Source organism: Tepidamorphus sp. 3E244 (genome assembly GCF_046159835.1).
Lineage (GTDB): Bacteria > Pseudomonadota > Alphaproteobacteria > Rhizobiales > Tepidamorphaceae > JACKJK01.
In genome coordinates, this window is record NZ_JBJXCY010000001.1 from 384,256 (window position 1) to 407,714 (window position 23,459).

24 protein-coding genes are annotated in these 23,459 nt (G+C 63.9%); 11 read left to right on the top strand and 13 right to left on the bottom strand.

From position 1 onward, the window contains the following. Positions 1 to 55: 55 nt before the first annotated feature. The 8 genes from ACKTEK_RS01785 to coxB all read right to left on the bottom strand — a co-directional run bounded on the left by ACKTEK_RS01785 (position 56) and on the right by coxB (position 6,718). A complete protein-coding gene (locus ACKTEK_RS01785) occupies positions 56 to 784 on the bottom strand; it encodes an SURF1 family protein (RefSeq protein ID WP_409163525.1) in 729 nt (242 codons plus the stop codon). Positions 785 to 786: 2 nt separating this feature from the next. Then, positions 787 to 1,167: a DUF983 domain-containing protein gene (locus tag ACKTEK_RS01790; RefSeq protein ID WP_409163526.1), complete on the bottom strand. Its 381-nt coding sequence runs from the start codon at positions 1,165 to 1,167 to the stop codon at positions 787 to 789. A gap of 84 nt (positions 1,168 to 1,251) precedes the next feature. After that, positions 1,252 to 2,082: a cytochrome c oxidase subunit 3 gene (locus ACKTEK_RS01795; protein ID WP_409163527.1), complete on the bottom strand. Its 831-nt coding sequence runs from the start codon at positions 2,080 to 2,082 to the stop codon at positions 1,252 to 1,254. Positions 2,083 to 2,141: 59 nt separating this feature from the next. Next, positions 2,142 to 2,765 carry a cytochrome c oxidase assembly protein gene (locus ACKTEK_RS01800; protein ID WP_409163528.1) on the bottom strand — a complete coding sequence of 208 codons (624 nt, stop codon included), beginning with the start codon at positions 2,763 to 2,765 and terminating at the stop codon, positions 2,142 to 2,144. Positions 2,766 to 2,781: 16 nt separating this feature from the next. Further along, the gene (locus ACKTEK_RS01805) at positions 2,782 to 2,982 is read right to left on the bottom strand and encodes a hypothetical protein (protein ID WP_409163529.1); all 201 of its coding nucleotides are present in this window, start codon (positions 2,980 to 2,982) and stop codon (positions 2,782 to 2,784) included. A 2-nt stretch (positions 2,983 to 2,984) separates the two neighbouring features. Further along, positions 2,985 to 3,938, bottom strand: coding sequence for a heme o synthase (gene cyoE / locus ACKTEK_RS01810; RefSeq protein ID WP_409163530.1), 954 nt, complete (start codon positions 3,936 to 3,938; stop codon positions 2,985 to 2,987). A gap of 202 nt (positions 3,939 to 4,140) precedes the next feature. Then, entirely contained in the window at positions 4,141 to 5,736 is a 1,596-nt protein-coding gene (ctaD, locus tag ACKTEK_RS01815) for a cytochrome c oxidase subunit I (protein ID WP_409163531.1), read from the bottom strand. A 70-nt stretch (positions 5,737 to 5,806) separates the two neighbouring features. Further along, the gene (gene coxB / locus ACKTEK_RS01820; protein WP_409163532.1) at positions 5,807 to 6,718 is read right to left on the bottom strand and encodes a cytochrome c oxidase subunit II; all 912 of its coding nucleotides are present in this window, start codon (positions 6,716 to 6,718) and stop codon (positions 5,807 to 5,809) included. 416 nt (positions 6,719 to 7,134) lie between these two features. On the opposite strand from coxB, the gene ACKTEK_RS01825 reads away from it, so the two are divergent. From ACKTEK_RS01825 to ACKTEK_RS01840, 4 genes are all read left to right on the top strand, one after another. Next, the gene (locus ACKTEK_RS01825; RefSeq protein ID WP_409164868.1) at positions 7,135 to 7,674 is read left to right on the top strand and encodes an invasion associated locus B family protein; all 540 of its coding nucleotides are present in this window, start codon (positions 7,135 to 7,137) and stop codon (positions 7,672 to 7,674) included. Between the two features lie 25 nt (positions 7,675 to 7,699). Beyond that, positions 7,700 to 9,124 (top strand): metalloprotease TldD, encoded by a 1,425-nt coding sequence (gene tldD, locus ACKTEK_RS01830; RefSeq protein ID WP_409163533.1) that lies wholly within the window; start codon positions 7,700 to 7,702, stop codon positions 9,122 to 9,124. A gap of 680 nt (positions 9,125 to 9,804) precedes the next feature. Beyond that, on the top strand, positions 9,805 to 10,488 hold the full coding sequence (locus tag ACKTEK_RS01835; RefSeq protein ID WP_409163534.1) for a DUF937 domain-containing protein: 684 nt from the start codon (positions 9,805 to 9,807) through the stop codon (positions 10,486 to 10,488). Positions 10,489 to 10,585: 97 nt separating this feature from the next. Then, on the top strand, positions 10,586 to 12,148 hold the full coding sequence (locus ACKTEK_RS01840) for a putative bifunctional diguanylate cyclase/phosphodiesterase (RefSeq protein ID WP_409163535.1): 1,563 nt from the start codon (positions 10,586 to 10,588) through the stop codon (positions 12,146 to 12,148). A gap of 108 nt (positions 12,149 to 12,256) precedes the next feature. Here ACKTEK_RS01840 and ACKTEK_RS01845 read toward each other — a convergent pair whose 3' ends face one another. Continuing rightward, positions 12,257 to 12,583 (bottom strand): DUF1127 domain-containing protein, encoded by a 327-nt coding sequence (locus tag ACKTEK_RS01845; RefSeq protein WP_409163536.1) that lies wholly within the window; start codon positions 12,581 to 12,583, stop codon positions 12,257 to 12,259. A 235-nt stretch (positions 12,584 to 12,818) separates the two neighbouring features. Between ACKTEK_RS01845 and ACKTEK_RS01850 the strand changes: the two genes are divergently transcribed. Beyond that, positions 12,819 to 13,688 carry a LysR substrate-binding domain-containing protein gene (locus tag ACKTEK_RS01850; protein WP_409163537.1) on the top strand — a complete coding sequence of 290 codons (870 nt, stop codon included), beginning with the start codon at positions 12,819 to 12,821 and terminating at the stop codon, positions 13,686 to 13,688. Positions 13,689 to 13,714: 26 nt separating this feature from the next. Here ACKTEK_RS01850 and ACKTEK_RS01855 read toward each other — a convergent pair whose 3' ends face one another. Continuing rightward, positions 13,715 to 15,085 (bottom strand): glutamate--cysteine ligase, encoded by a 1,371-nt coding sequence (locus ACKTEK_RS01855; RefSeq protein ID WP_409163538.1) that lies wholly within the window; start codon positions 15,083 to 15,085, stop codon positions 13,715 to 13,717. A gap of 123 nt (positions 15,086 to 15,208) precedes the next feature. Further along, a complete protein-coding gene (locus ACKTEK_RS01860; protein ID WP_409163539.1) occupies positions 15,209 to 16,003 on the bottom strand; it encodes a 16S rRNA (uracil(1498)-N(3))-methyltransferase in 795 nt (264 codons plus the stop codon). Positions 16,004 to 16,020: 17 nt separating this feature from the next. Here ACKTEK_RS01860 and ACKTEK_RS01865 point away from each other — a divergent pair, with 17 nt between their 5' ends. Together ACKTEK_RS01865 and ACKTEK_RS01870 are read left to right on the top strand one after the other, a co-directional pair. Continuing rightward, positions 16,021 to 16,482, top strand: a complete 462-nt coding sequence (locus ACKTEK_RS01865) for a GNAT family N-acetyltransferase (protein ID WP_409163540.1) — start codon at positions 16,021 to 16,023, stop codon at positions 16,480 to 16,482. Positions 16,483 to 16,542: 60 nt separating this feature from the next. Beyond that, positions 16,543 to 17,175 carry a hypothetical protein gene (locus ACKTEK_RS01870; RefSeq protein WP_409163541.1) on the top strand — a complete coding sequence of 211 codons (633 nt, stop codon included), beginning with the start codon at positions 16,543 to 16,545 and terminating at the stop codon, positions 17,173 to 17,175. A 19-nt stretch (positions 17,176 to 17,194) separates the two neighbouring features. Here ACKTEK_RS01870 and ACKTEK_RS01875 read toward each other — a convergent pair whose 3' ends face one another. Then, on the bottom strand, positions 17,195 to 18,631 hold the full coding sequence (locus ACKTEK_RS01875) for a methyl-accepting chemotaxis protein (protein WP_409163542.1): 1,437 nt from the start codon (positions 18,629 to 18,631) through the stop codon (positions 17,195 to 17,197). A gap of 143 nt (positions 18,632 to 18,774) precedes the next feature. Between ACKTEK_RS01875 and ubiA the strand changes: the two genes are divergently transcribed. The 4 genes from ubiA to ACKTEK_RS01895 all read left to right on the top strand — a co-directional run bounded on the left by ubiA (position 18,775) and on the right by ACKTEK_RS01895 (position 22,751). Next, on the top strand, positions 18,775 to 19,713 hold the full coding sequence (ubiA, locus tag ACKTEK_RS01880; RefSeq protein WP_409163543.1) for a 4-hydroxybenzoate octaprenyltransferase: 939 nt from the start codon (positions 18,775 to 18,777) through the stop codon (positions 19,711 to 19,713). A gap of 83 nt (positions 19,714 to 19,796) precedes the next feature. After that, positions 19,797 to 20,912: a peptidase C39 family protein gene (locus tag ACKTEK_RS01885; RefSeq protein WP_409163544.1), complete on the top strand. Its 1,116-nt coding sequence runs from the start codon at positions 19,797 to 19,799 to the stop codon at positions 20,910 to 20,912. Between the two features lies 1 nt (position 20,913). Further along, a complete protein-coding gene (locus ACKTEK_RS01890) occupies positions 20,914 to 22,374 on the top strand; it encodes a RimK family protein (protein ID WP_409163545.1) in 1,461 nt (486 codons plus the stop codon). Positions 22,375 to 22,406: 32 nt separating this feature from the next. Then, a complete protein-coding gene (locus tag ACKTEK_RS01895; protein ID WP_409163546.1) occupies positions 22,407 to 22,751 on the top strand; it encodes an antibiotic biosynthesis monooxygenase family protein in 345 nt (114 codons plus the stop codon). Between the two features lie 12 nt (positions 22,752 to 22,763). Here the strand turns inward: ACKTEK_RS01895 and ACKTEK_RS01900 are convergent, their stop codons facing one another. Further along, a complete protein-coding gene (locus ACKTEK_RS01900; RefSeq protein WP_409163547.1) occupies positions 22,764 to 23,333 on the bottom strand; it encodes a DUF6101 family protein in 570 nt (189 codons plus the stop codon). Positions 23,334 to 23,459 lie beyond the last annotated feature (126 nt).

The window sequence follows — 23,459 nt, forward strand, 5'->3', positions numbered from 1 at the left end:
CCGTCTGTCCGCAGCGTGCAAAGCTAACCGCTTTGAGCATCAAAGAAAATCGTGATTACGCGCGCAGTTGTTGCCGTAGCCAGACGAGGTAAACGCCAAGCAGGGCGGCGGCAAGGCCGAACCATGTCAGCGCGTACTGAAAATGGTTGTTCGGAATTTCGATTCGGGTGGCTCCACCCGCCGGGAACCCGTCGCCGCGAGGCTCCTGCTCGACCACGTAGGGGAACAGGATGAGCCCGTTGCGCTGCTCCCACGTTTCGTAGGCCTTCGTCTGCATCGCCTCGTACTCGTACCAGTACCAGGCGTTTGCGTCTGGGTCGTTGTCGGGCGTGAATGTCCCACGCCGGTTGTAGGGCCGCAGCAGGCCGGTCACGGTGACCGTGCCTTCCGGACGCGCGGCTTCCTCAAGCAGGGCGTCGGGCACGTAGCCACGATTGACGAAGACCTCTTCGCGTGCCTTCGTCGTGAAGCGGGTGACGAGGTTCCAGCCGGGTCCCTGCGGACCGCTGGTGTAGATGCGGATTTCACTTCCGTGGTCGAAATGGCCCGTGAGGCGCACGCGCGCGTATTCCAGGTCCTCGCCTGCCTGCATGGCACCGTGCAGGGCATCGAGATCGACGGGTTCCGCCGTGCGGCGCGTCTCGATCTTCTCGATCACGCCGCGCTTCCAGTCCAGGCGTTCCAGTTGCCAGAAAGCCAGCGCACAGGTGAACGCGACGCCCACCAGCGTGAAGATGCTGGCAATGACGATGGCCTTGCGCGGAGACGTGGCGGCAGCGGTCAAGATCAATCCTTGTCGAGACGGCCTTCAGCGGCCTTGTGGCGATATTGCTGGGCGATCATCCAGCCCTTGAGCATGCGCAGCAGGCCAAGCCCCAGCACCAGCAGCAAAGGCAGCCAGAGTACCGCGTGCACCCAGTAGGGCGGCTGGTAGGCGATCTCCACGAACAGCGCGAGGCCGACGATGACGAAGCCGACGATCAGGATGACGAACACAGCAGGGCCGTCACCGGAGTCGGCGAAGGAATAGTCCAGCCCGCAGACCTCGCAGCGATCCTTCACGGTGAGATAGCCATCGAACATCTTTCCGCGCCCGCATTGCGGGCAGCGCCCGCTCATGCCACCGCTGCCGGGGTTATGTCCGAGATCGTGGTGGCCGTGCGACATGGAACTCTTCCGAAAGTTGCGCTCTGAAAGCAGAAAAGGGCGGCAACGCCGCCCCTTTCATCAAGTGTACCGTGCCTTGTGGCGTCAGTGTGCCGCCGGCGTACCTGCACCCCAGACGTAGATGCAGATGAACAGGAACAGCCAGACGACGTCGACGAAGTGCCAGTACCAGGCAGCTGCCTCGAAGCCGAAATGGTGCGTCGGCGTGAAGTGACCCTTCAGCGCGCGAACCAGACACACGAGCAGGAAGATCGTGCCGATAAGCACGTGGAAGCCGTGGAAGCCCGTCGCCATGAAGAAGGTCGCGCCGTAGATGTTGTCGGAGAAACCGAACGCGGCGTGGGCATATTCGTAAACCTGCACGCAGGTGAACAGCGCGCCCAGCGCGACCGTCAGGATCAGGCCCCACTTCAGGCCGTTGCGGTCGCCGTGCAGCAGCGCGTGGTGCGCCCAGGTGACGGTGGTGCCCGAGGTCAACAGGATCAGGGTGTTGATCAGCGGCAGGTGCCAGGGGTCGAACGTGGCGATGCCTTCCGGCGGCCACACGCCACCGGTGTGCTCGGTGCGCAGGACCTGGATGGCCTCGTCGGCATAGAGCGCGGCATCGAAATAGGCCCAGAACCAGGCCACGAAGAACATCACCTCGGAGGCGATGAACATGATCATGCCGTAGCGCAGGTGGATCTGGACGACCTTGGTGTGGTGACCCTGGACTTCGGCCTCGCGCACGACGTCACGCCACCACATGAACATGGTGTAGAGGACGCCGAGCAGGCCCGGAATCGGGAGGAGGGCGCTGCCGCCATGCAGGTAGGTGATCGTGCCGACAGCCATCAGGAAAGCCGACACGGCGCCCACGAAGGGCCACGGGCTTGGATCGACGAGATGGTAGTCGTGGTTCTGAGCGTGAGCCATGTTTGGTTTTCTCCCCCAGTCCGGCGCGCCCCGCACGCCGGCAATTGCGTCGTTCTGCTCTAGCCGCCCTGCGGCACGCGATCAAGCTTCGGCAGTGTTGCCGGAGCCTGCGATACCGAAGGGCTATCTTCCTTTTCGGTCGGAAAAAACGTGTAGGACAGCGTGATTTCCGGAAGTCCTGTCATGTCGGGATCATCCACGATGGCAGGGTCGATGTAATAGGCGACGGGCATGTCGACCTGTTCGCCGGCGGCAAGCGTCTGCTCGGTGAAGCAGAAGCATTCCACCTTCACGAAATACTGGCCGGCAGCCGGCGGTGTGACATTGAACGATGCCGATCCCGTCGTCTCGCGGTCGTCGTCGTTGCGCGCGACGTAGATCATCAGCGCGTTCTCGCCGACCTTCACGCGCGTCTCGCGTTTTTCGGGACGGAACGCCCAGTTGAGATCGTTGGACACGTTCGCGTCGAAGCGCACAGAAATTGTCTGGTCGAGAACCTGGCCCGACGAGGCTTCCGCACGCTGCGTGGTGCCGCCGAAGCCGGTCGTGCGGCAGAACAGGTCGTAGAGCGGGACGGCGGCAAACGCCGCGCCGGTCATGATCGCAACGACGCTCGCGCACACCAGCGCAGTGCGCGCGTTGGAGCCGCCCTTTGCCTTGGTGGTCTGGTTGTCGTTCGCCACGGTCCGTCGGTCCCTGTCAGCTGCCGTAATTCGCGGTCATCTTCACGATGGTGACCACGTAGAAAAGGATCATCATGCCCACCAGCGTCAGCGCGATCGCGATGTTGCGCGAGCGGCGCTTCTTGCGGAAGGCTTCGTCCGGCGTGAAGCCGTCTTTCGGCTCAGCCAGCTCAGACGGCTCAGCCGACGCATCGGTCTTGTTCTCGCTCTCGCTCATGCTCACAGCACACCGTGGATCAGCGAGTTGAACGGCGCGATGCCCATCATCGGCTCGGCCAGCAGCAGCGCAAACAGCAGGAACAGGTAGAGGATCGAGAAGGCGAACAGCCGGCGCGCGGCCACTTCGCCGGTGCCGGTGCGCACCTTGAAGGCGAGCGCCAAGAACAGCGCGCCAAGCACCGTCGAAACGCCAAGATAGAGCGCGCCGCCAAGGCCGACCGCAGCCGGCGCCAGGCCGAGCGGTGCCAGGATGAACGAGTACAGCAGGACCTGCTTGCGGGTCGTTTCCTCGCCCGCCACCACGGGCAGCATCGGCACGCCGGCCTTCGCGTAGTCGCCGCTCTTGTAGAGCGCCAGCGCCCAGAAGTGAGGCGGGGTCCAGAAGAAGATGATGAGGAAGAGCACGATGCTCTCCACCGACACGCCGCCGGTCACGGCGGCCCAGCCGATCATGGGCGGGAAAGCACCGGCCGCACCGCCGATGACGATGTTCTGCGGTGTCGAGCGCTTCAGCCACATCGTGTAGACGACGGCGTAGAAGAAGATGGTGAAGCCGAGCAGCGCCGCGGCAGTCCAGTTGACCAGCAGGCCGAGCGTCAGCACCGAAAAGGCCGACAGGATCAGCCCGAAGCTCAGCGCTTCCTGCGGCGAGACAGCGCCGCGCGGCACCGGGCGCAGGCGGGTGCGGCCCATGACAGCGTCGATGTCGGCGTCGTACCACATGTTCAGGGCGCCGGATGCGCCCGCGCCAATCGCGATGCAAAGCAGCGCGGTCGCGGCAAGAACAGGATGCAGGCCTCCGGGGGCGGCGACCATGCCGACCAGGGCGGTGAAGATCACCAGCGACATCACGCGCGGCTTGAGAAGCTGCACGAAGTCGCCCACAGACGCATTGCCGCCCGAAGTGCGGATGCCGGCGTCTGCCGTCGTCATTTCAAGGGTCCGGTCGCTCATTGCGGTGTCCGTGATGCGTGATCGGTTCTGGGTTCAGTGTCGGGAGGCGTTCGGTGCGTCCTGGCTTTGCGCCGGCGCTCTGCGTTGCCTCACCGTAAAATCTCGTCGGGTCTTTGCTCGTCAGGTCTTTGAGGTCTTCAGGTGGCGTTGCGGGCGGGGCGCTGGCCCCGCCCGCAGGATCGATGGTGCCGAGTGACGTGCCTTACTTGATGCGCGGCAGCGTCTCGAACTGGTGGAACGGCGGGGGCGACGTCAGCGTCCACTCCAGGGTGGTCGCGCCCACGCCCCACGGGTTCTCACCGACCTTCTGCTTTCGCGCGAAGGCGTTGAAGATGCCGTAGAAGAAGATCAGTACGGCGATGCCGGAGATGTACGAGCCGATGGACGACACGTAGTTCCAGCCGGCCAGGGCATCGGGGTAGTCCGCGTAGCGGCGCGGCATGCCGGCGAGGCCGAGGAAGTGCTGCGGGAAGAAGATCAGGTTGACGCCGATGAACGTCACCCAGAAGTGCAGCTTGCCGATGAACTCCGAGTACATGTAGCCGGTCATCTTCGGGAACCAGTAGTACCAGCCCGAGAAGATGGCGAAGACCGCGCCCAGCGACAGCACGTAGTGGAAGTGCGCCACCACGTAGTAGGTGTCGTGCAGCGAGCGGTCCATGCCGGCGTTGGCCAGAACCACGCCCGTCACGCCGCCAAGCGTGAACAGGAAGATGAAGCCGATCGCCCACAGCATCGGGGTGCGGAAGGAGATCGAGCCGCCCCACATGGTGGCGATCCACGAGAAGATCTTCACGCCGGTCGGCACCGCGATGACCATCGTGGCCGCCACGAAGTAGGCCTGTGTCGTTGTCGACAGGCCGACGGTGTACATGTGGTGCGCCCACACGATGAAGCCGACGACGCCGATGGCGACCATGGCATAGGCCATGCCGAGATAGCCGAAGATCGGCTTGCGCGAGAAGGTCGAGATCACGTGGCTGATGATGCCGAAGCCCGGCAGGATCAGGATGTACACTTCCGGGTGGCCGAAGAACCAGAACAGGTGCTGGTAGAGGATCGGGTCACCGCCGCCGGCCGCGTCGAAGAACGTCGTGCCGAAGTTGCGGTCCGTCAGCAGCATGGTGATGCCGCCGGCCAGGACCGGAAGCGACAGCAGCAGCAGGAACGCGGTGATCAGCACCGACCATGCAAACAGCGGCATCTTGTGCAGGGTCATGCCCGGCGCGCGCATGTTGAAGATGGTGGTGATGAAGTTGATGGCGCCCAGGATCGACGAGGCACCGGCGATGTGCAGCGACAGGATCGCGAAATCCATTGCCGGTCCGGGCTGGCCGGAGGTGGAAAGCGGCGGGTAGATCGTCCAGCCGCCACCCACGCCGTTGGCGCCGGGAGGTCCCTCGACGAACATCGAGATGATGAGCAGCAGGATCGCCGGCGGCAGCAGCCAGAACGAGATGTTGTTCATCCGCGGGAAGGCCATGTCCGGCGCACCGATCATGATCGGGACGAACCAGTTGCCGAAACCGCCGATCAGGGCGGGCATGACCATGAAGAAGATCATGATCAGGCCGTGCGCGGTGGTGAACACGTTGAACATGTGCGGGTCGCCGAAGATCTGCATCCCCGGCTCCTGCAGCTCGGCGCGCATGCCGATCGACAGAAGGCCGCCGAGCACGCCCGTGCACAGCGCGAAGATCAGGTACAGCGTACCGATGTCCTTGTGGTTGGTGGAATAGACCCAGCGGGTCCAGCCGGTCGGCGTACCGTGGTCGGCTGCAGCTGCTCCGTAAGCCATTGTGCTAACCCCTTGTTGAATTCTTGTCTGCGCGGCGCCGTCACTGAAGCGGCGCCAGCGAATTGTCTGTTCAGTTGGCGCTGCGTGCGTCAGCCAGCTCGCGGGCTGAGGTTGCCTCGGGTTCCGGCTTGGCCGGCTCGGCAACCTTCACAGGTGTCTCGACGGCGCCGAACTGGGCCTTGGCCTGTTCCACCCAAGCGGTGAATTCCTCTTCCGGCACGGCGCGAACCGCGATCGGCATGAAGGCATGGTCGCGGCCGCAAAGCTCCGAGCACTGGCCGTAGTAGACGCCGGGTTCATCGGCACGGAACCAGGCCTGGTTCAGGCGGCCGGGAATGGCGTCGATCTTGATGCCGAAGGCCGGCATCGCCCAGTTGTGAATAACGTCGGCACCGGTCACGAGGATTTTCACGTTCTTGCCGACGGGGACGACGACTTCGTTGTCCACGGCCAGCAGGCGCGGCTTGTCGGCGGGAAGGTCGTCACCGCGCAGCAGCAGCGAGTCGAACGACATCTCGTCCTGGTCGGGGTACTCGTAGGACCAGTACCACTGGTAGCCGGTTACCTTGATGGTCAGGTCCGGCTCGGGAATCGTCTGTTCGAAATATAGCAGGCGAAACGAGGGAATCGCGATGGCCGCCAGGATCAGCACCGGCACCAGCGTCCACACGACTTCGATCAGCGTGTTGTGGGTTGTCTTGGAGGGCTCCGGGTTGGCGCGCTCGTTGAAACGGACCATCACGTAGATCAGCAGTCCCAGAACGAACAGCGTGATCACCGTGATGATGACCAGGATGTAGTTGTGGAACCAGCTGATGAAATCCATCACCGGCGAAGCCGCGGGCTGAAGGCCGAGCTGCCATGGTTCGGGCTGGGCGGCATGGGCCGCGCCGCCGAAGGTCGCCACGGCGGCCACGACAGCCACCAGTGCGGCGAGCGCGCGGGCGCTCGGTCCGGTCAAGAACGAAAAGCGTTGCATCATCTTGTATATCCCCAGTGTGCCTCGCCTCAGGCACCCTCTTGATCTTGATTGAAGCGAACCGCCGAGCGCCGCTGTCTCTCTTCCAGTCTGCCAGATCCGACTCGTCGGATCGCCACAGGCCTCGCAGCGTCGCGGACGGTGTGCCGCCGTGGCCGCTAAAAACCACAAAGGCACGATTCCCCGCAAGTTTGATCTACCCCAAAGGTGCTGGTTTTACTCTTGGACAAACTGACACAGGCGCTTTGCCGCAAGCGTTCGCCATAAAGCGGCCCCACATCCTTGGCATCGGCTTGTTTCGCGGCCGTGCCGGATTCTTGACATCGTCGGGGCATCTGGTACCGCTCGATCCACGTTCCAACGGCTGGGCGCGTGCGTGTTCTGCGCTGTGCGGCTCCGCCGGCATTTCCGGATTGAAGATGCGATCATACCTTATTCGTTCGGGCGCTTTGACGGGGATCGGGCGTTGCGTGCCTGCCCTGCTGCTGGCAATCGCCGTTCTGGCCGGGCCTTCTGAGGCATCGGCGCAGGGCCTGCTGAAGGAAACCATCGGCGACTGGCAGTATCGCTGCGACACGCCGCCCGGCGCACCATCGGAACAGTGTGCGCTGGTGCAGAGCGTCACCGCCGAGGACCGCCAGAATGTCGGGCTCACCGTGGTGGTCCTGCAGACCGCTGACGGCAAGGACGTCATCCTGCGCGTGCTTGCCCCGCTCGGCGTGTTGCTGCCCGCAGGCCTTGGCCTCATCATCGACGAGCAGAAGATCGGTCATACTGCCTATGCCCGCTGCCAGCCCACGGGCTGCGTGGCAGAAGTGTTTTTCGATCCCGAACTGCTGAATAAGTTCAAGAGCGGCAAGAACGCGCTCTTTATAATCTTCCAGACGCCGGAAGAGGGAATCGGCATCCCCGTGTCCCTGAACGGCTTCGGCACCGGCGTCGACAAGCTGAGCCAGTAAGTCCTCGTTTTTCACCGGAGGTTTCGTGTCCGTACCACCGTCCCCGCTTGATTCCGCCGGCATCTCCACCGAGCGTGCGCGCGCCCTCGTGGCCGATGCGCTCCAGGGCGCCGACGACGGTGAACTCTTCGTCGAGTACAAGCAGAGCGAGTCGCTCGCCTTCGACAACGGACGGCTGAAGGTCGCGAATTTTGATACCTCGCAAGGCATCGGCCTGCGCGCGGTGGCAGGCGACAGCGCCGGCTACGCGCATTCCTCCGACATTTCCGAAAGCGCGATCCGCCGTCTCGGCGAGGCCGCAGGCGCAGTGCGCGCCGGCCATTCCGGCACATTTGCAGCGCCCCCGCAGGGTTCCAACGTCAAGCTCTACGACGACGTCAATCCGCTCGGCGCGCCCGACTTCAAGGACAAGGTCGCGCTGCTGAAGGAAATTGACGCCTACGCGCGCGCCAAGTCGGACAAGGTGCGGCAGGTCACGGCCTCGCTGGCGGGAAGCTGGCAGGTGGTCGAGATCGTCCGGCCCGATGGCTCGGTCTTCCGCGACGTGCGGCCGCTCGTGCGGCTCAACGTGTCCGTCGTAGCAGGCGAGGGGGACCGGCAGGAAACCGGCTCACACGGCATTGGCGGGCGCTGCGGCTACGAGACCTTCATCACGCCGGATTCGTGGAAAGCGCTCGCCGACGAGGCTGTGCGCCAGGCCGAGGTCAACCTGCGGGCCGTTCATGCGCCCGCTGGCGAACTCGACGTGGTGCTTGGGCCGGGCTGGCCCGGCGTACTCCTGCACGAGGCTGTCGGCCACGGGCTGGAAGGCGATTTCAACCGGCGCGGCGAAAGCGCCTTTGCCGGTCTCATGGGCGAGCAGGTGGCCTCCAGGGGCATCACCATCGTCGATGACGGCACGCTGCCGAACCTGCGCGGTTCCATCACCATCGACGACGAGGGCACAGCGTCTTCCTGTACCACGCTGATCGAGGACGGACGCCTCGTCGGCTACATGCAGGACCGGCAGAACGCGCGCCTGATGGGGACGAAGTCCACCGGCAACGGCCGCCGCCAGTCCTACGCGCACATTCCCATGCCACGCATGACCAACACCTACATGATGGCGGGCAAGCACGACCCGGCAGAGATCCTCGCCTCGGTGAAGAACGGGCTCTATGCCGCCTCGTTCGGCGGCGGACAGGTCGACATCACGTCGGGCAAGTTCGTGTTCCAGTGCACCGAGGCCTACCTCATCGAGGACGGCAAGATGACCCGGCCCGTGAAGGGCGCGATGCTCATCGGCAATGGCCCGGACGCGCTGATGCGCGTTCCCATGGTCGGAAACGACATGGCGCTTGATCCCGGCATCGGCACCTGCGGCAAGAACGGGCAGGGCGTTCCCGTCGGCGTCGGCCAGCCCAGCATGCGGATCGATCGAATCACGGTCGGCGGCACGCAGGCGGCCTGACCTCACCGATTCCCCGACATGTTCGATGCATCTGGTGAATCGATCGGGATTTGCAGCCGGACCTGTCGCGAAATACTTACCCGTTTCTTAATTTTCGACATGCCGAGCACCGGATTCCCTAAGGTTTCGACCCCCGCTGTGTTGCACAATTGCATCGCGCTTTCCGAAAAGGATCGATTCAGGCCGTCAGCCGGTTTTTGGGTCGTTTCCGGTGTTGCACGACCCGGCACCCGTCGATAACTTCCGACTCGTTTCGGTTCACCTCTGGGGGTACCCAATTATGACGAATCGTCTTTTCATCATTGCTGGCGTTGCAGTTGCTTCGCTCGCTCTGTCTGCTTGCAACTGGCACCACAAAGAGCCGGTTGTTGCGAAGGGTTATGCTCCGGTCGCTTCCGTTGAAGCTCCGGCGTCCGTTCAGCAGTCTGCTGACTGGAAGTAATCCAGACCATTTCGTTTTGTTTCCGTCCTTGCTTTAGGCGGGCCGGGATACAGGACGGGGGTTTTGAAGGCATCGATGGGCAACCATCGGTGCCTTTTCCTTTTGGGCGGCACGTAGCGCGCCGCCTCGGGTGACCGACCGGCAAGGTGACATCAAATTGACATCGGGCCTGCAAGCGCGGCAGGCTGACCAAAAGCGCGCCACTTGGCGGCGCAGCGAGAAAGGTCCAGGCGCTCCGATGTTCAATATGTTCGACATGCTCACTCAGGCTCACAACGGCGCGGCGATGGACAAGCTTGCGCGCCAGTTCGGCCTGCAGACCGATCAGACCCAGAAGGCCGTCGAGGCGCTCATGCCGGCCTTCAACGAGGGCATGAAGCGGCAGATCGATTCCCTCGACACGATGCAGTCCTTCTTCAAGCAGATGGGCTCCGCCAACTACGAGAAATTCTTCGAAAAGCCCGAGGAAGCCTCGACCGAGGAAATGCGCGAGAAGGGCAACGATGTGCTCGGCCAGCTGTTCGGCTCCAAGGACGTCAGCCGCGCCGTGGCCGACCAGGCCGCAGCCATGACCGGCCTGGGCGCCGACATCCTCCGCCAGATGCTGCCCGTCGTCGCGTCCATGATGATGGGCGGGCTGGCGCGCCAGAGTGCCGCCTCCAACCCGTTCCAGCAGATGATGGAACAGATGATGAGTGCGGGCATGACCGGTGGCGGTTCGAGCGGCAACCCGCTTGCCGACATGTACCAGAACATGATGAAGAACTTCGCCGGAGCCGCCATGCCCAAGGGCGGTACGGGCGCCGGTGCGTTCGACCCCTCCGAGATCATCGACGCGCTGTTCACCGCGGGACGCAAGACCCAGGACGCCAATACAGAGGCCATGCATCGCATCTTCGAGCAATTTACCTCGCGGAAATAGGCTGTACGACCGCGTTAATTTGCCGTTAGGGAAGTTAACGGCTACTCAATGCTTGTGCGGTACCACTCTCCCCAATCAAATGATTTAGGGGGGACGGATGTCCTGGTCCGAAAGAACTTCGGGCGCGCTGAAGAAATCGGCTGTCTCCGATGCGCTGATCCTGTGCGCTGGTGCGATCATTCTCGCTGCGATTTCGCATGCGCTTGATCTCGCCGAAAGATTCAACGCGTTCATGTATCTCCACGAGGAATGGGAACTCGACGAGTTCGTCTTCGTGATGAACATCGTGGGCATCGCCGGCTTCATTTATGCTTGGCGCCGCGTCCTCGACATGCGCGAGCAGATGCGCCTTCGCGACAAGGCCGAGGGCCGCGCCGCCTGGATCGCCCGCCACGATTCCCTGACCGGGCTTCCCAACCGCCACTATCTCGAGGAATTCTGCGCCGACCCGGACCGCCGCCGCTCCATTGCCTTTGCCGCGGCGATCGATCTCGACGGCTTCAAGAAGGTCAACGACCTGCTTGGCCACCACGGCGGCGACGAGCTGCTGTGCATGATCGCCTCGCGCCTCGCCAATGCCTGCCCGAAGGCCGAAATCATCCGTATGGGCGGTGACGAGTTCGTCATCCTGCTGGAACGCGCGCCGACGGACCTTATGGCGTTTGGCGTCTCGCTGGCGCGCGAACTGAGCCAGCCGGCCAACGTCTCGGGCTTCCAGGTGGAAGTCGGTGCGTCCATCGGCCTTGCGGTCACCGAGAAAAGCGATGCGAGCCTGAACGACGTCGTCCGCCGCGCGGACACCGCGATGTATGTCGCCAAGCGCCGGGGCCGAAACGCGGTAAGCCTGTTCGAACCGCACATGGCCGACCTGCTCATCAAGCGCGCCGAAACCGAGCTTGCCCTGCGCAAGGCGGTCGAGGACGAGAGCATCGTTCCCCATTACCAGCCGTTGATGGACTTGAGCACCGGCAAGGTCTGCGGGTTCGAAGCGCTGGCCCGCTGGACCGACGATTCGGGCAAGAGCATTCCGCCGAGCGAGTTCATCGAGCTTGCCGAGGACATGGGGCTGATCGTCGACCTGTCCGAACAGATCCTGCGCCGCGCCTGCCAGGACGCGCGCAAGTGGCCCTCCCACCTGATGCTGTCTTTCAACCTGTCGCCGACCCAGCTCAACGATCACCTGCTGGGCCTGCGCGTGGTGCAGATCCTTGGCGAAACGGGCCTCCCGCCACACCGGCTGGAAATCGAGATCACCGAAAGCGCGCTGGTCAGCGAACCGGAAGCGGCGAAATCGATCATCGAGGATCTTCACCTCGCCGGTATCCGCGTGGCGCTCGACGATTTCGGCACCGGCTATTCCAGCCTCGCCCAGCTGTCTCACTACGAGTTCGACAAGATCAAAATCGACCGGGGCTTCATTTCCACGTTCCGAGACAACGAAAAGCAGATGAAGATCGTCAAGGCGATCGTCGGCCTTGGCAAGGGTCTGAACATCCAGACCACCGCCGAGGGGATCGAGGACCAGGACCAGCTCGATACGCTGAAATCCATCGGCTGCGACATGGGCCAGGGCTTCCTGTTCGCCAAGGCCATGACACCGGAACAGGTGGCCGACTTCCTTCAGGTTGGCGACAAGCCGAACATCGCCCAGACGGCCTGACCAGACATCAGACGCACGAACCAAGAAAAAGGGCCCGCGGACGGCATGTCCCGGGCCCTTGATCATGATCGCCGCTTTCGCGGTAGGGTCGTCGCTTCCGCATCAGGCTCAGGATGCCTTGTGCCTGGTGCCGCTGATGTAACGCGCTTCGTTCTGGCGCCGTTCGATGGCACGTCCGCGCAGGAACCGCGTGGCGTCCTCGCCGGAAGAAAGCGTTGCGGCATCCTGCAGGTCGAAGCGCTGCAGGCCGATGTCGCACAGCATCCGGTCGTCGAGTTCGGCAAGCCGGCTCAGCATGGCACGCCGGCGGTAGAAGCCGGCAATGGCCGCAAACGGGCGGACGGCAAGTCCGGCAAGTCCGGCAAGTTCGTAGAGGCTGGCGCTACGGGAAGGGGCACGGCCCCCGGTGGTGCATTCAAAAGTTGCATTGGTCATTGTCCGGTCTCCTTTCATGGTCTCCGAGATACGGCTGCCTCCCCGGCCATCCCGGACGCACGGTTGGATGAGGGGATGTGCGTCCGGGTCTAGGCCAGTACCGGTCGTGCTGCTGTTCGCCCGGTACCTGAGAGGTGTCCGCTCGGGACAGGTTGGAAGATGGACCCTCGTCTTGCATTCGTCCAACGAATGTTATTTATTCCAAGCATCAGTTTAATTGATGAGTGAGGTGACCATGATCCCCCTCGATCACGACCAGCTTCGAACCTTCCTCGCCGTTGCGGAAACCTGCAGCTTCACGCGCGCCGCCGAGGAAGTGCATCGCACCCAGTCCGCGGTCTCCATGCAGATCAAGAAGCTCGAGGAGCGCGTCGGCTGTTCGCTGTTCACGCGCACCGGGCGCGAGATCGGGCTGACGACGGAAGGCCGCACGCTCGTCTCGTACGCGCAGAAGATCATGGCGCTCAACGAAGCCGCGCTCGGCGCCATCTCCAACGAAGAAATGACCGGGACGGTGACGCTCGGCGTTCCCGACGATTATGCCGACCGCCTGCTGCCGCGCGTGCTGGCAGCGTTCAACCGCACGCACCCGTCCGTGGAAGTCTTCGTCGACTGCCACTCCTCGAACCTCGTGGCCAAGAAGGTGCGCTCCGGTGAACTGGACCTCGGCATCGTCACCTTTGCCGATACCGGCGGCACCATCGTGCGCCGCGAGCCGCTGCACTGGGTCGCGTCTGAATCCATGGCTGCCGCGCAGCAGGACCCGATCCCTCTGGCGCTTGGCGGCGAGCACTGCATCTGGCGTCACCACGCCACCGATGCGCTGAACCGAGCAGGCCGCGACTGGCGCGTCACCTACACCTCGTCCAGCGCTGCCGCGATCAATGGCGCGGTCGCGGCAGGCCTTGCGATTTCCGTGCTGCCGGAGTCAGCCGTCCGGTCGGATGCGCGCATTCTCACGCAGGCCGACGGCTTCCCGTCATTGCCGGTGTGCGAGATCGCGATGATCCGCTCCAAGCATGCCAGCCAGCCGGTGCACAACGCGCTGGCCGAGCACATTGAACGCCGGCTCAACAACCTGATGCCGACGGCCAACGTTGCCTGATTGAAGGTGAGCGGCGGGAGCCTCGCCTAGTAGGCTTCCTCGATGAAGACACGGTCGATATTGCCGCGCCATTCGCCGTGATAGGCCTTGAGCAGGCGTTCGGCATTGGTGACGCCGGTCTCGGCGATCTCCACCAGCGGCTCGATGAAGCGCGTCTCGTCGACCTCGCCACCGTGCCCGAAGGCGCGGCGCTGTAACCCCTGCCGCGCGATCTCGACGACCTCTTTCGAAATTTCCTGCACATTGGTGTTGCGGAACGGCGTCTTCAGCGCCGTGCGCGGAACAGCATCGCGCAGGGCCTGCCGCTCCTCCGCCGTCCAGTCGGCAATCAGGTCGCTTGCGGCATCCAGCGCGGTCTCGTCGTAGAGCAGGCCAACGAACAGCGCGGGCAGGGCGCAGATCCCGCGCCACGGGCTGCCGTCCGCACCGCGCATTTCCAGGAAGCGCTTGAGGCGCACTTCCGGGAAGATCGTCGAGAGGTGGTTGACCCAGTCAGAGCGCATCGCCTTCTCGCCCGGCAGGCCTGGGAGCTTGCCGTCGAGCAGGTCGCGGAACGACTGGCCCGAAACATCGTGGTAGGTCGTACCGCGCTTGACGAAATACATCGGCACATCAAGGGCATAGTCGACGTAGCGCTCGAACCCGAACCCGTCCTCGAAGGCGAAGGGCAGCATGCCTGCGCGGTCGTTGTCGGTGTCGCGCCACACTTCGCTGCGGTAGGAGAGGAACTCGGTCGGCTCACCGTTCAGGAACGGCGAATTGGCGAACAGGGCGGTCGCGATCGGCTGCAGCGCCAGTCCGACGCGCATCTTGCGCACCATGTCGGCTTCGCTGGAGAAATCGAGGTTCACCTGCACCGTGCAGGTTCGGTACATCATGTCGAGGCCCTTGGTACCCACCTTGGGCATGTAGGCCGTCATGATCTTGTAGCGGCTCTTGGGCATCTGCGGTGTTTCCGCCAGCGTCCATTTCGGCGAGGCGCCGAGGCCGAGGAACCCGATGCCGAGGCGGTCGGCCGCTTCGCGCACCTGCGCCAGATGCGAATGCACCTCGCGACACGTCTGATGGATGGATTGCAGCGGCGCACCGGACAATTCGAACTGCCCGCCCGGCTCCAGCGAAATGGCACCGCCGCCGATGGGGTCGGTCAGGCCGATGATGCGGCCTTCATCGAGGATCGGCTCCCAGCGCAGCACCGCCTGCATGTTTTCAAGCAAGGCACGTATGCCGAATTCGCCATCATACTCGACGGGGCTCTTGTCCATCAGGCGGAAGCCGAACTTCTCGTGTTCGGTGCCGATGCGGAACGCCTCGCGCGGCTTGCAGCCGGCGGACAGCTCCGAAATCAGGTCATCGCGCGATTCTATCGGCGTCAGGTCGTCGGTATCACGCGCCATGCCCGTCTCCGTTCACATTCGTCGCGCCTTCGTTAGCCGCACTCAACCGATCGCACAAGGACCGGCGTACCGCCCGAAGGTCTCCGCGTGGCATTAGATTGGAAGTCACTTCCAAAAAACAAGTCACTCGCTGGAAGAGCCTTTGCGCCAGTCGCCGCAGATCGTCTGCACGAGGCTGAGGGCGGCCACTGCCGCGGTGTCCGCCCGCATGATGCGAGGGCCGAGCGACACCGCGCGCGCGCGGGGATGATCGCGGAGCGCGGCGCGCTCATCGCCCGAGAATCCACCCTCCGGCCCGATCAGCACGGTGACGGGCATGGCAACATTGCGCAGGGCGACCACGGGGTTCGCGACGGGCGCGGCCTCGTCGCAATGGACGAGCGTTTCGTTGCCGGGCACCGATTGCAGGAATTTTGCCAGCGGCAGCGGTTCACGCACGTCTGCCACCCACAGAACGCCGCACTGCTCGGTACCCTCGATGACGTTGGCCCGAAACTTATCGGCGTTGAAGCGCGGTGAATTGGTGTGCGCGGTGATGACAGGCTGGATGGCGGCCACGCCGAGCTCGGCGGCCTTCTGCGCGACATAGTCGAGCCGAGCGTGTTTCAGCGGAGCGAAGGCCAGCGTCAGCTGTTGCGGTTCGCCCTGGCTGCGCAGCAGGCCGGTGATATCTAGGCGGGCGGCCTTCTTCGTCACGTTGGAAAGCGTCGTCTCGAATTCCCCGTCGCGTCCGTTGAAGACGATGACATTGTCGCCTTCCCTGCGCCGCATGACCGTCACGAGTCGGTGCGCCTGCGATTTCTCCAGCGCAATCTGTTCGCCGGCGCGCAGCGGCGCGTCGAGATAGAGCCGCGGGACATGCCGCCCGGATCCGGTGTCGTGTCCGCTGTCGGAAGTGTTAGTGTCGCGCGATTTCATTGCCGGACCTCTGACCCATGACGCCTGATAATTCAAGCCTGCTGCGCCTCGCCCAGGCAAGCGACCTCGATACGCTCGTCGACATGGTCGAACGCTTTAACATCGAAGATGGTCACCCGTTGGAGAACCCGGTGCGCGAAGCCCTTGCGACGCTCATCGACGATGCCTCCTACGGTGCTGCCTTCATGATCGGGCAGGAGGAGGCAGGCGCCCCCATTGGCTACGCCGTGCTGTGCCACGGCTTCAGCATCGAGTTCGGGGGCCGCGACACGATCCTCGATGAAGTCTGGCTGGTGCCGGAAGCGCGCGGGCGCGGACTCGGCAAGCGCGTGTTGCAGGAGCTTTACGACTGGTCGCGCGAGAACGGCTTCCTTGCCATCCATCTGGAAGTGATGGGCGACAATCCGGCGATGGAGATCTACCTGCGCGACGGCTTCATCGATCGTGGCAGCCGCTTCATGAGCAAGCGGCTGACGTGATTTTGACGGCTCAGGTTCCGCAACCGCGTTGACGCGGCGCGCCCGCCCGAGCAGGCTTGTATGAAACAAGCAAATCGGGAGGCGCGGGCGATGGTGTGGCGGATATTTCAGGTGGCAGCGTTCCTGCTGGGCGTGGCGGCACTGCCGCAGCCGGTCACAGCGCAGGAGCAGGGCACCATCTTCTTCGGGCCGGATGCCGAGGTGCTGACCCTCCAGCGCGAGCGCTGGCAGGCCTGCCGCCGCCGCTGCGACAACGACGACCGCTGCGTCGGCTGGACCTATATCGAAGGCGTCAACCAGTGCCGGCTGAAGGAAGCCATCTGGCTGAAGGCCGACAACCAGTGCTGTGTCTCCGGCTACAAACAGGATTCAGGCGGGCAACCCGGCGGCCAGCCGGGCGGCGGTGGCGATGACCGGCCCAATGCATCAGCGGGCATCGACAATGCCGCAATCCTGCGCCTGCACTATAATTCGCGCGCCGACGGGCGCGGCATCTGCATCCAGACGCAACCGGCCGTGCCGCGCGCCTATCGCGGCTGGGCCTGCCTGTGGAAGGACAACCCGCTCTACGCGGAGATCGACCGGCTCCTCAACGACGCGAACGCCCGCAATCTCGCCTGCAACATCGAGTGGAACGACAGGCCGCGCGGCAGCTACGCCGAATTGCAGGTGGTTTCCTGCGTCCGACGGTAGGCCGGGAGGGCGAGCCTGTTCAGCTTGGCTTGTAGGCCAGCCGCAGCCCGCCCCAGTGCTGTCCGTTGACCATGATGGGGGCCGACACGTCCTTCATCAGCACGAAGTTGCCGCCACCCATGTCGCGCCGATAGGTCTGCAGCAGGTAGGGCGCGGTGTTCTGCCCTGCGCGCAGGCCGACCCGGTCGTTGAAGATGCGGCGGTTGCGGCAATTTCCCATGTTCCAGACCGGATCATCGCTCTGGGGCTGCGAGAACTTCTTGTTGTGCGTCGGCAGGTAGCCGTTCACGTCCACCGCCGCGCAGAACACGACGTGTTCGCTCAAGTCCAGCGCCGGCTCCTGGATTTCCGGCAGCACCGCATCGGTAGTCGCGAGGCCACGCGTAGAAACCTGCTGCGGATCGCTGCCGGCGATCGGCTGGTAGTCGCGGTCGAACAGGTCGTCCAGCGTCGTATCGCCTTCCGCAATGGCCAGTTCGAAGGCGGCCGAAACCTGTTGCGCCATGTCAATCACGGCGCGGATCATCGGTGTGTCCGCCGTGTCGGCGTCGCTAAGCGCGACATTACCGATCATGGCATCCGACCGGTCCACCGTCGCGGTGATGCGTTCCGACGCCGAACCCAGCGCGTCCACGAAACCGGACACGACGCCGTTCATGCCGCCGATCCGCTCGGCCAGCATCGAAGTGGAGCTGTCGATCCCCTCGATCCCGTCCTGGACCTGGCGGGAGGATTCCGCGATCTGGCTCATGGCCGCCCCGACATCGGCGACCACGTCGTCGAGATCGGTTGTGGACGCACGTACGGATTCAACGAATTTCACGGCGGATTCGCCATGCTCGATCAGCGCATGTGCTTCGCCGTCCAGTTCCTTCAGCGTCGCCTCGATCTTCTGCGTCGCCGTGGAGGTCTGGCTTGCGAGCGCCTTCACCTCGCCGGCAACGACCGCGAAGCCCTTGCCCGCTTCGCCTGCGCGCGCCGCCTCGATGGTGGCGTTGAGCGCCAGCAGGTTGGTCTGCCTGGCAATTGCATCGATGGTGCCGGACACGTCGCGCACGCTTTCCAGCGCGCCCTTCAAGCCGTGAAGCTGTTGGGTGATCTTGCCGACGGCATCGACCAGCGAGGCGATTTCGCTCTTCGCCTGCTGCATCCGGTCGCGCGACATCGCAGCGGTTTCGCTGGTCTGCTCGGCAATGGTGGAGGACTCGGTCACCGCGTCCCGGATCATGCCCGTCATGGTCCGCGCGTTGGCCGCCGTTTCCGATACGTCTTGGAAATCGTCGTTCAACGAGTGGGTCTGGCCGGCGGCCTGGGTGATGATTCCTGCGACTTCGGCCATGTCGAGGCCGAATTCGCTCAGTGTCTGCGCCAGTTCACCGAACTTGCGCGTGAGATCGTTGGTTTCGCCATGGCCTGACTCTGCGGCCGCAGCTCCACCTTGTACGGTCGTGGACATCCTGTCCCCTTGGTGTATGGATTGCTCGACTGCTAGAAGGTCCCACGACGTTCTTAACGTTTCGCTAACCGTGACCGGATAGCGCGCCGCATCCGACGAAAGGATGACGTAGCGGAAATTCTATCACACCCACGAGCCTGCTCTTGACCGCCACCCCAACCGATAACCTGACGCCTGCCGATGCCGTGCGCGGCCATTGGGTGACCCACTACGCACCCGACTGGCTCAAGCCCTACGCGCGCCTTGCCAGGTGGGACAGGCCGATTGGCTGGTGGTTGCTGATGTGGCCGTGCTGGTGGTCGGCTGCGATGGCAGCGGCGAACCCGCCGGCGGGCATGCCGAACCTGTGGCATCTCGTTCTGTTCATGGTCGGCGCCATCGCCATGCGCGGTGCCGGCTGCACCTACAACGACATCGTCGACCGTGAGATCGACGCGGGCGTCGAGCGAACGCGCATGCGCCCGATCCCGTCGGGCGCGGTCAGCGTGAAGCAGGCGCTGGCCTTTGCTGTCGCGCAGAGCCTCGTCGGGCTTCTCGTCCTCGTCCAGTTCAACGCCTACACCATCGCGCTTGGCATCGCCTCGCTCGCCGTGGTGGCTGTCTACCCCTTCATGAAGCGCATCACCTCCTGGCCGCAATTCGTGCTGGGCCTTGCCTTCAACTGGGGCGCGTTCCTCGGCTGGACGGCGGTCTTTGCAGCCTTCGGCTGGCCGCCGCTGCTGCTGTGGCTCGGCGGTATCGCATGGACCATCGGCTACGACACGATCTACGCCCACCAGGACCGGCGCGACGATGCGATCATCGGCGTGCGCTCCACCGCGCGCCTGTTTGCCGAGAATTCCCACCGCGGGATCGGCGCGTTCTACGTCGTGGCGATTGCCTTCTGGGGCGCGGCCTTCTGGATGGCCGACCTTGCATGGCCTGCCTTCGCGGGTCTGGCCGGGGCGGCCACCCACATGGGCTGGCAGGTCGCAACACTGCGCATCGATGATGGCTCGCGCTGCCTGATGCTGTTCCGCTCCAACCGACATTTTGGCTGGATACTTTTCGCAGGGCTCGTTGCTGCGGGGCTTGCCGGCTGACCCTGTGAATTTTTATTGCGCGGGGGTAAATTCAGGCGTATCGCGATTGTTGATTGTCGCGTTGGGCGCTGGAGGCGCCCGCCATGGATCAAGCGCTCTCTTCCACAATCGAATACCGTGACGCCCGTCTCGTTGACCTCGAGGCGCTTGTGGCGCTGGAAAAGCTTTGCTTCGAGACCGACCGCATCTCGCAGCGCTCCTTCCGCCAGTTCCTGAAATCACCCACGGCGCAGATGATCGTGGCGATTGCAGGCGGCGAACTGGCCGGTTACGCGCTCAACCTGTACCGCGAGGGCACCGCGCTGGCGCGGCTCTATTCCATCGCCGTGGAGCAGCGCTTTCGCGGTGTTGGCATCGGCCTGGAGCTTCTCAAGCGCGCCGAGAGTGCTGCCTTCCAGGCCGGACGTTTCGTCATGCGGCTGGAAGTGCGCGAGGACAACGAAACCGCGATCCGCGGATATCGCGCGCACGGCTACCGGCAGTTCGGCCAGCACGAGGATTATTACGGCGACCACGCGACCGCGCTGCGCTTTGAACGCATCCTGCGCGCCGAGAACCCGCCCAAGGCCCCGCGCTTCTATGAACAGCAGACGGATTTCACCTGCGGCGCGGCCTGTATCCTGATGGCGCGGGCCGCCTTCGATCCGGCCTTTCGCCCGACGATTGCCGAGGAAATCCGCACTTGGCGCGCCGCCACCATGATCTACATGGCATCCGGGCTTGGCGGCTGCGGACCGTATGGACTGGCCTTGCAGGCGCATGAATCCGGCCTTGAGCCGGAGGTCTGGGTGTCACGGCCCGGCAGCCTGTTCCTCGACACCGTGCGCCATCCGGACAAGCGCAAGGTGATGAAGGTTGTGCAGGAGGATTTCCGCAACCGTATCGAGCAGGAGGGCATCCTCGTGCGCCAGCAGGCGGTGAGCGTGAGCGACCTCGCGGCCGAGATTGCAGGTGGCGCAACGGCCATCGTGCTGATCTCCGGCTACCGCATGTTCGGCAAGAAGGTGCCACACTGGGTCTTCGCCTACGCCGCGCAGGACAAGCACATCTTCGTTCACGACCCGTGGATCGAGGACAAGCGCGGCGAAACCTTTTCGGATGCGGCCAATCTGCCGATCCCGTTTGCAGAATTCGACCGCATGGCGCGCTTCGGCAAGAGCCGGCTGAGCGCGGCGGTCATCCTGAGGAGAGAAAGTTGAGATGGCCGGTTGGCTGATCCTCGTCGATGTCGAAAAAGACTTCCCCAACGCAGAGACCCCGCACAAGGTGGTCTCCACCAAGGATTATCTCGGCAGGCCGCACTTGTTTCGCGGTGACCGTGCCAAGATCATCAACCTGTCGCGCAGCTTCGCCTACCAGGGGCGCGGCTACTACGCCTCGCTGCTGGGCGAGGCGCGTCGCCACCGCATCATACCGACCGTCGAGACCATGCTCGACCTGTCGACGCGCAAGGCCTACGAGAACGCGATTCCCGAACTCGAAGACGTGCTCAACTCTCTGGCGCGCAAGCACGGGTCTGCGCCTGAGCGGGTGTTGCTGTGCTTCGGCGAATGCCGCGAGCCGCAATGGGAGCGCTTCGGGCGCCTCGTCTTCGACTGGTTCCGCGCGCCGATCATCGAGGTGACCTTCGAGGCAGGCGAGTGGACGCGCATCGAGCGCATGCGCCCGTTGCCGATCAACAAGCTGGCGAAGGAGGAGCGCGCATTCTTCTGCGAAGCGCTTGACCGCTACACCCGCCGTGACTGGCGCGATACAAGGCAGAAGGCCCCGCCGCGCTTCACCTTCGCCGTGCTGCATGACCCCAACGAGGTGCTGCCGCCGTCCTCAAAGGCTTCACTCAAGCATCTCGCGCGCGTTGCCGAAAAGATGGACGTGGAAATCGACCTCGTCACCAAGAAGGACCTGCCGCGCCTGTGCGAATACGACGCGCTGTTCATCCGCGAGACGACCAGCATCCGCGACCATACGTTCCGCTTCGCCCAGCGTGCGCGCCAGGAGGGCATTCCGGTCATTGATGACCCGGTGTCGATGATCCGCTGCACCAACAAGCTCTACCTCAAGGAACTGATGGAATCGGCGGGCATCGCCATGCCGCAGAGCGTCATGCTGGCCTCTGCCGCCGACATCGCCGCCGCCGAAGCCGAACTTGGCTATCCGGTGGTGGTGAAGATCCCGGACGGGTCGTTTTCGCGCGGGGTGAAGAAGGCGGAGAACCGCGAGGAGTTCGAAGCCCTTGCAGCCGACTGGTTCAAGCAGACCGACTTGCTGATCGCGCAGAAGTTCATGCCCACCAGCTTCGACTGGCGCATCGGCGTGCTGGGCGGGGAGCCGCTCTTTGCCTGCCAGTACATGATGGCCAAGAAGCACTGGCAGATCGTCAATCACGATCGTTCAGGCAAACCCGTCGAAGGCTCGTTCAAGTCCTTTCCGCTGCACGAGGCACCAGCCGCCGTGCTGGAAACCGGCGTGCGCGCGGCCTGCCTCATCGGCAACGGGTTCTACGGCGTCGACATCAAGGAAACGCCCGACGGCGTCTTCGTCATCGAGGTCAACGACAACCCCAACCTCGATCACGGGGTGGAGGATGTCGCGGGCAAGGACGAGGTGTGGCGCAAGCTGATCGGCTGGTTTATCGATCGTATCGAGCGCCGGCGCGGTTAACGGCTCCGGCCCGATACGGGAGGACCGTCCACATGATCGCGATCATTTTCGAAGTCGAACCGCATGAAGGCCACGCCGGGGCCTATTTCGACCTTGCAGGCGAACTCAAGCCCCTGCTGGCCGATTTCGACGGGTTCATTTCGGTCGAGAGGTTCGAGGCGGTGCTGACGCCGGGGCGCTACCTGTCGCTGTCGTTCTGGCGCGACGAGGAGTCTGTGCAGCGCTGGCGCAAGGTCGCTGAGCACCGGCTGGCGCAGACGGCCGGCCGCAACAAGCATTTCGCGAAGTATCGCATCCGCGTCGCGCAGGTTCTGCGCGACTACACGATGGACGACCGCGAGCAGGCCCCGGAGGACCTGCGCGCCGTGCATGGTTGAACCGGACGTCGCCTAGTCGCGGGCGATGATTTCCGCTTCCGGGGCATGGATGCGGATGTTCTCCGCGCTACCCAAGTCGCGCTTGGCGAGGAACTTCGGACGCCGCGCGGCGAAGAACGTGTTGGCGCGCCGCGCACGCGGCCGCGATACCGTCAGACCGCCAAGCTGCGCGGTGGGGCGCCGGGAACCGGCATCCTCTCCGTCACGGGCCAGCGGGCGGCCAAGCGCCTCGCCCCAGGCCTGCCAAGCGTCCTGCAACTCGTCGGCATCGTTGGCGATGCACAGCGGCACGTTGAATTCGCTGTTCTCGTGAAAGAGCACGATACCCGGCTTGCCGTCGCCCGACGCGTTGTCGGCCAGCAGAACCGACTGGTAGCTCTTGAGCGGCACCTTCAGGAACGGGCCGTTAGCAGCTTGCGCCAGCGTCACGGAATCGTTGTCGATGACAGCAACCGGTGACCTGCGTCCCGGCACCGCCTCGCCATTGGCGGCGATGCGGGCCGGAAGCTGGGTCGGGTCGAGCCGGATATCTTCGGCCGACCATGCGGGATCGAGCCCGCTGAAAAGCGTTTGACGCCTCATTTTGCCTCTCCGTTGTCGCGGTCCGATTTGTTTTTTTGTGGCCGCCGGATCGAGGAACATCAAACCATCCCGGCATTGGGATCGGCTTAAGCAGCTCGGTAAAAAACTGGTCAATTCCGGGAAGGT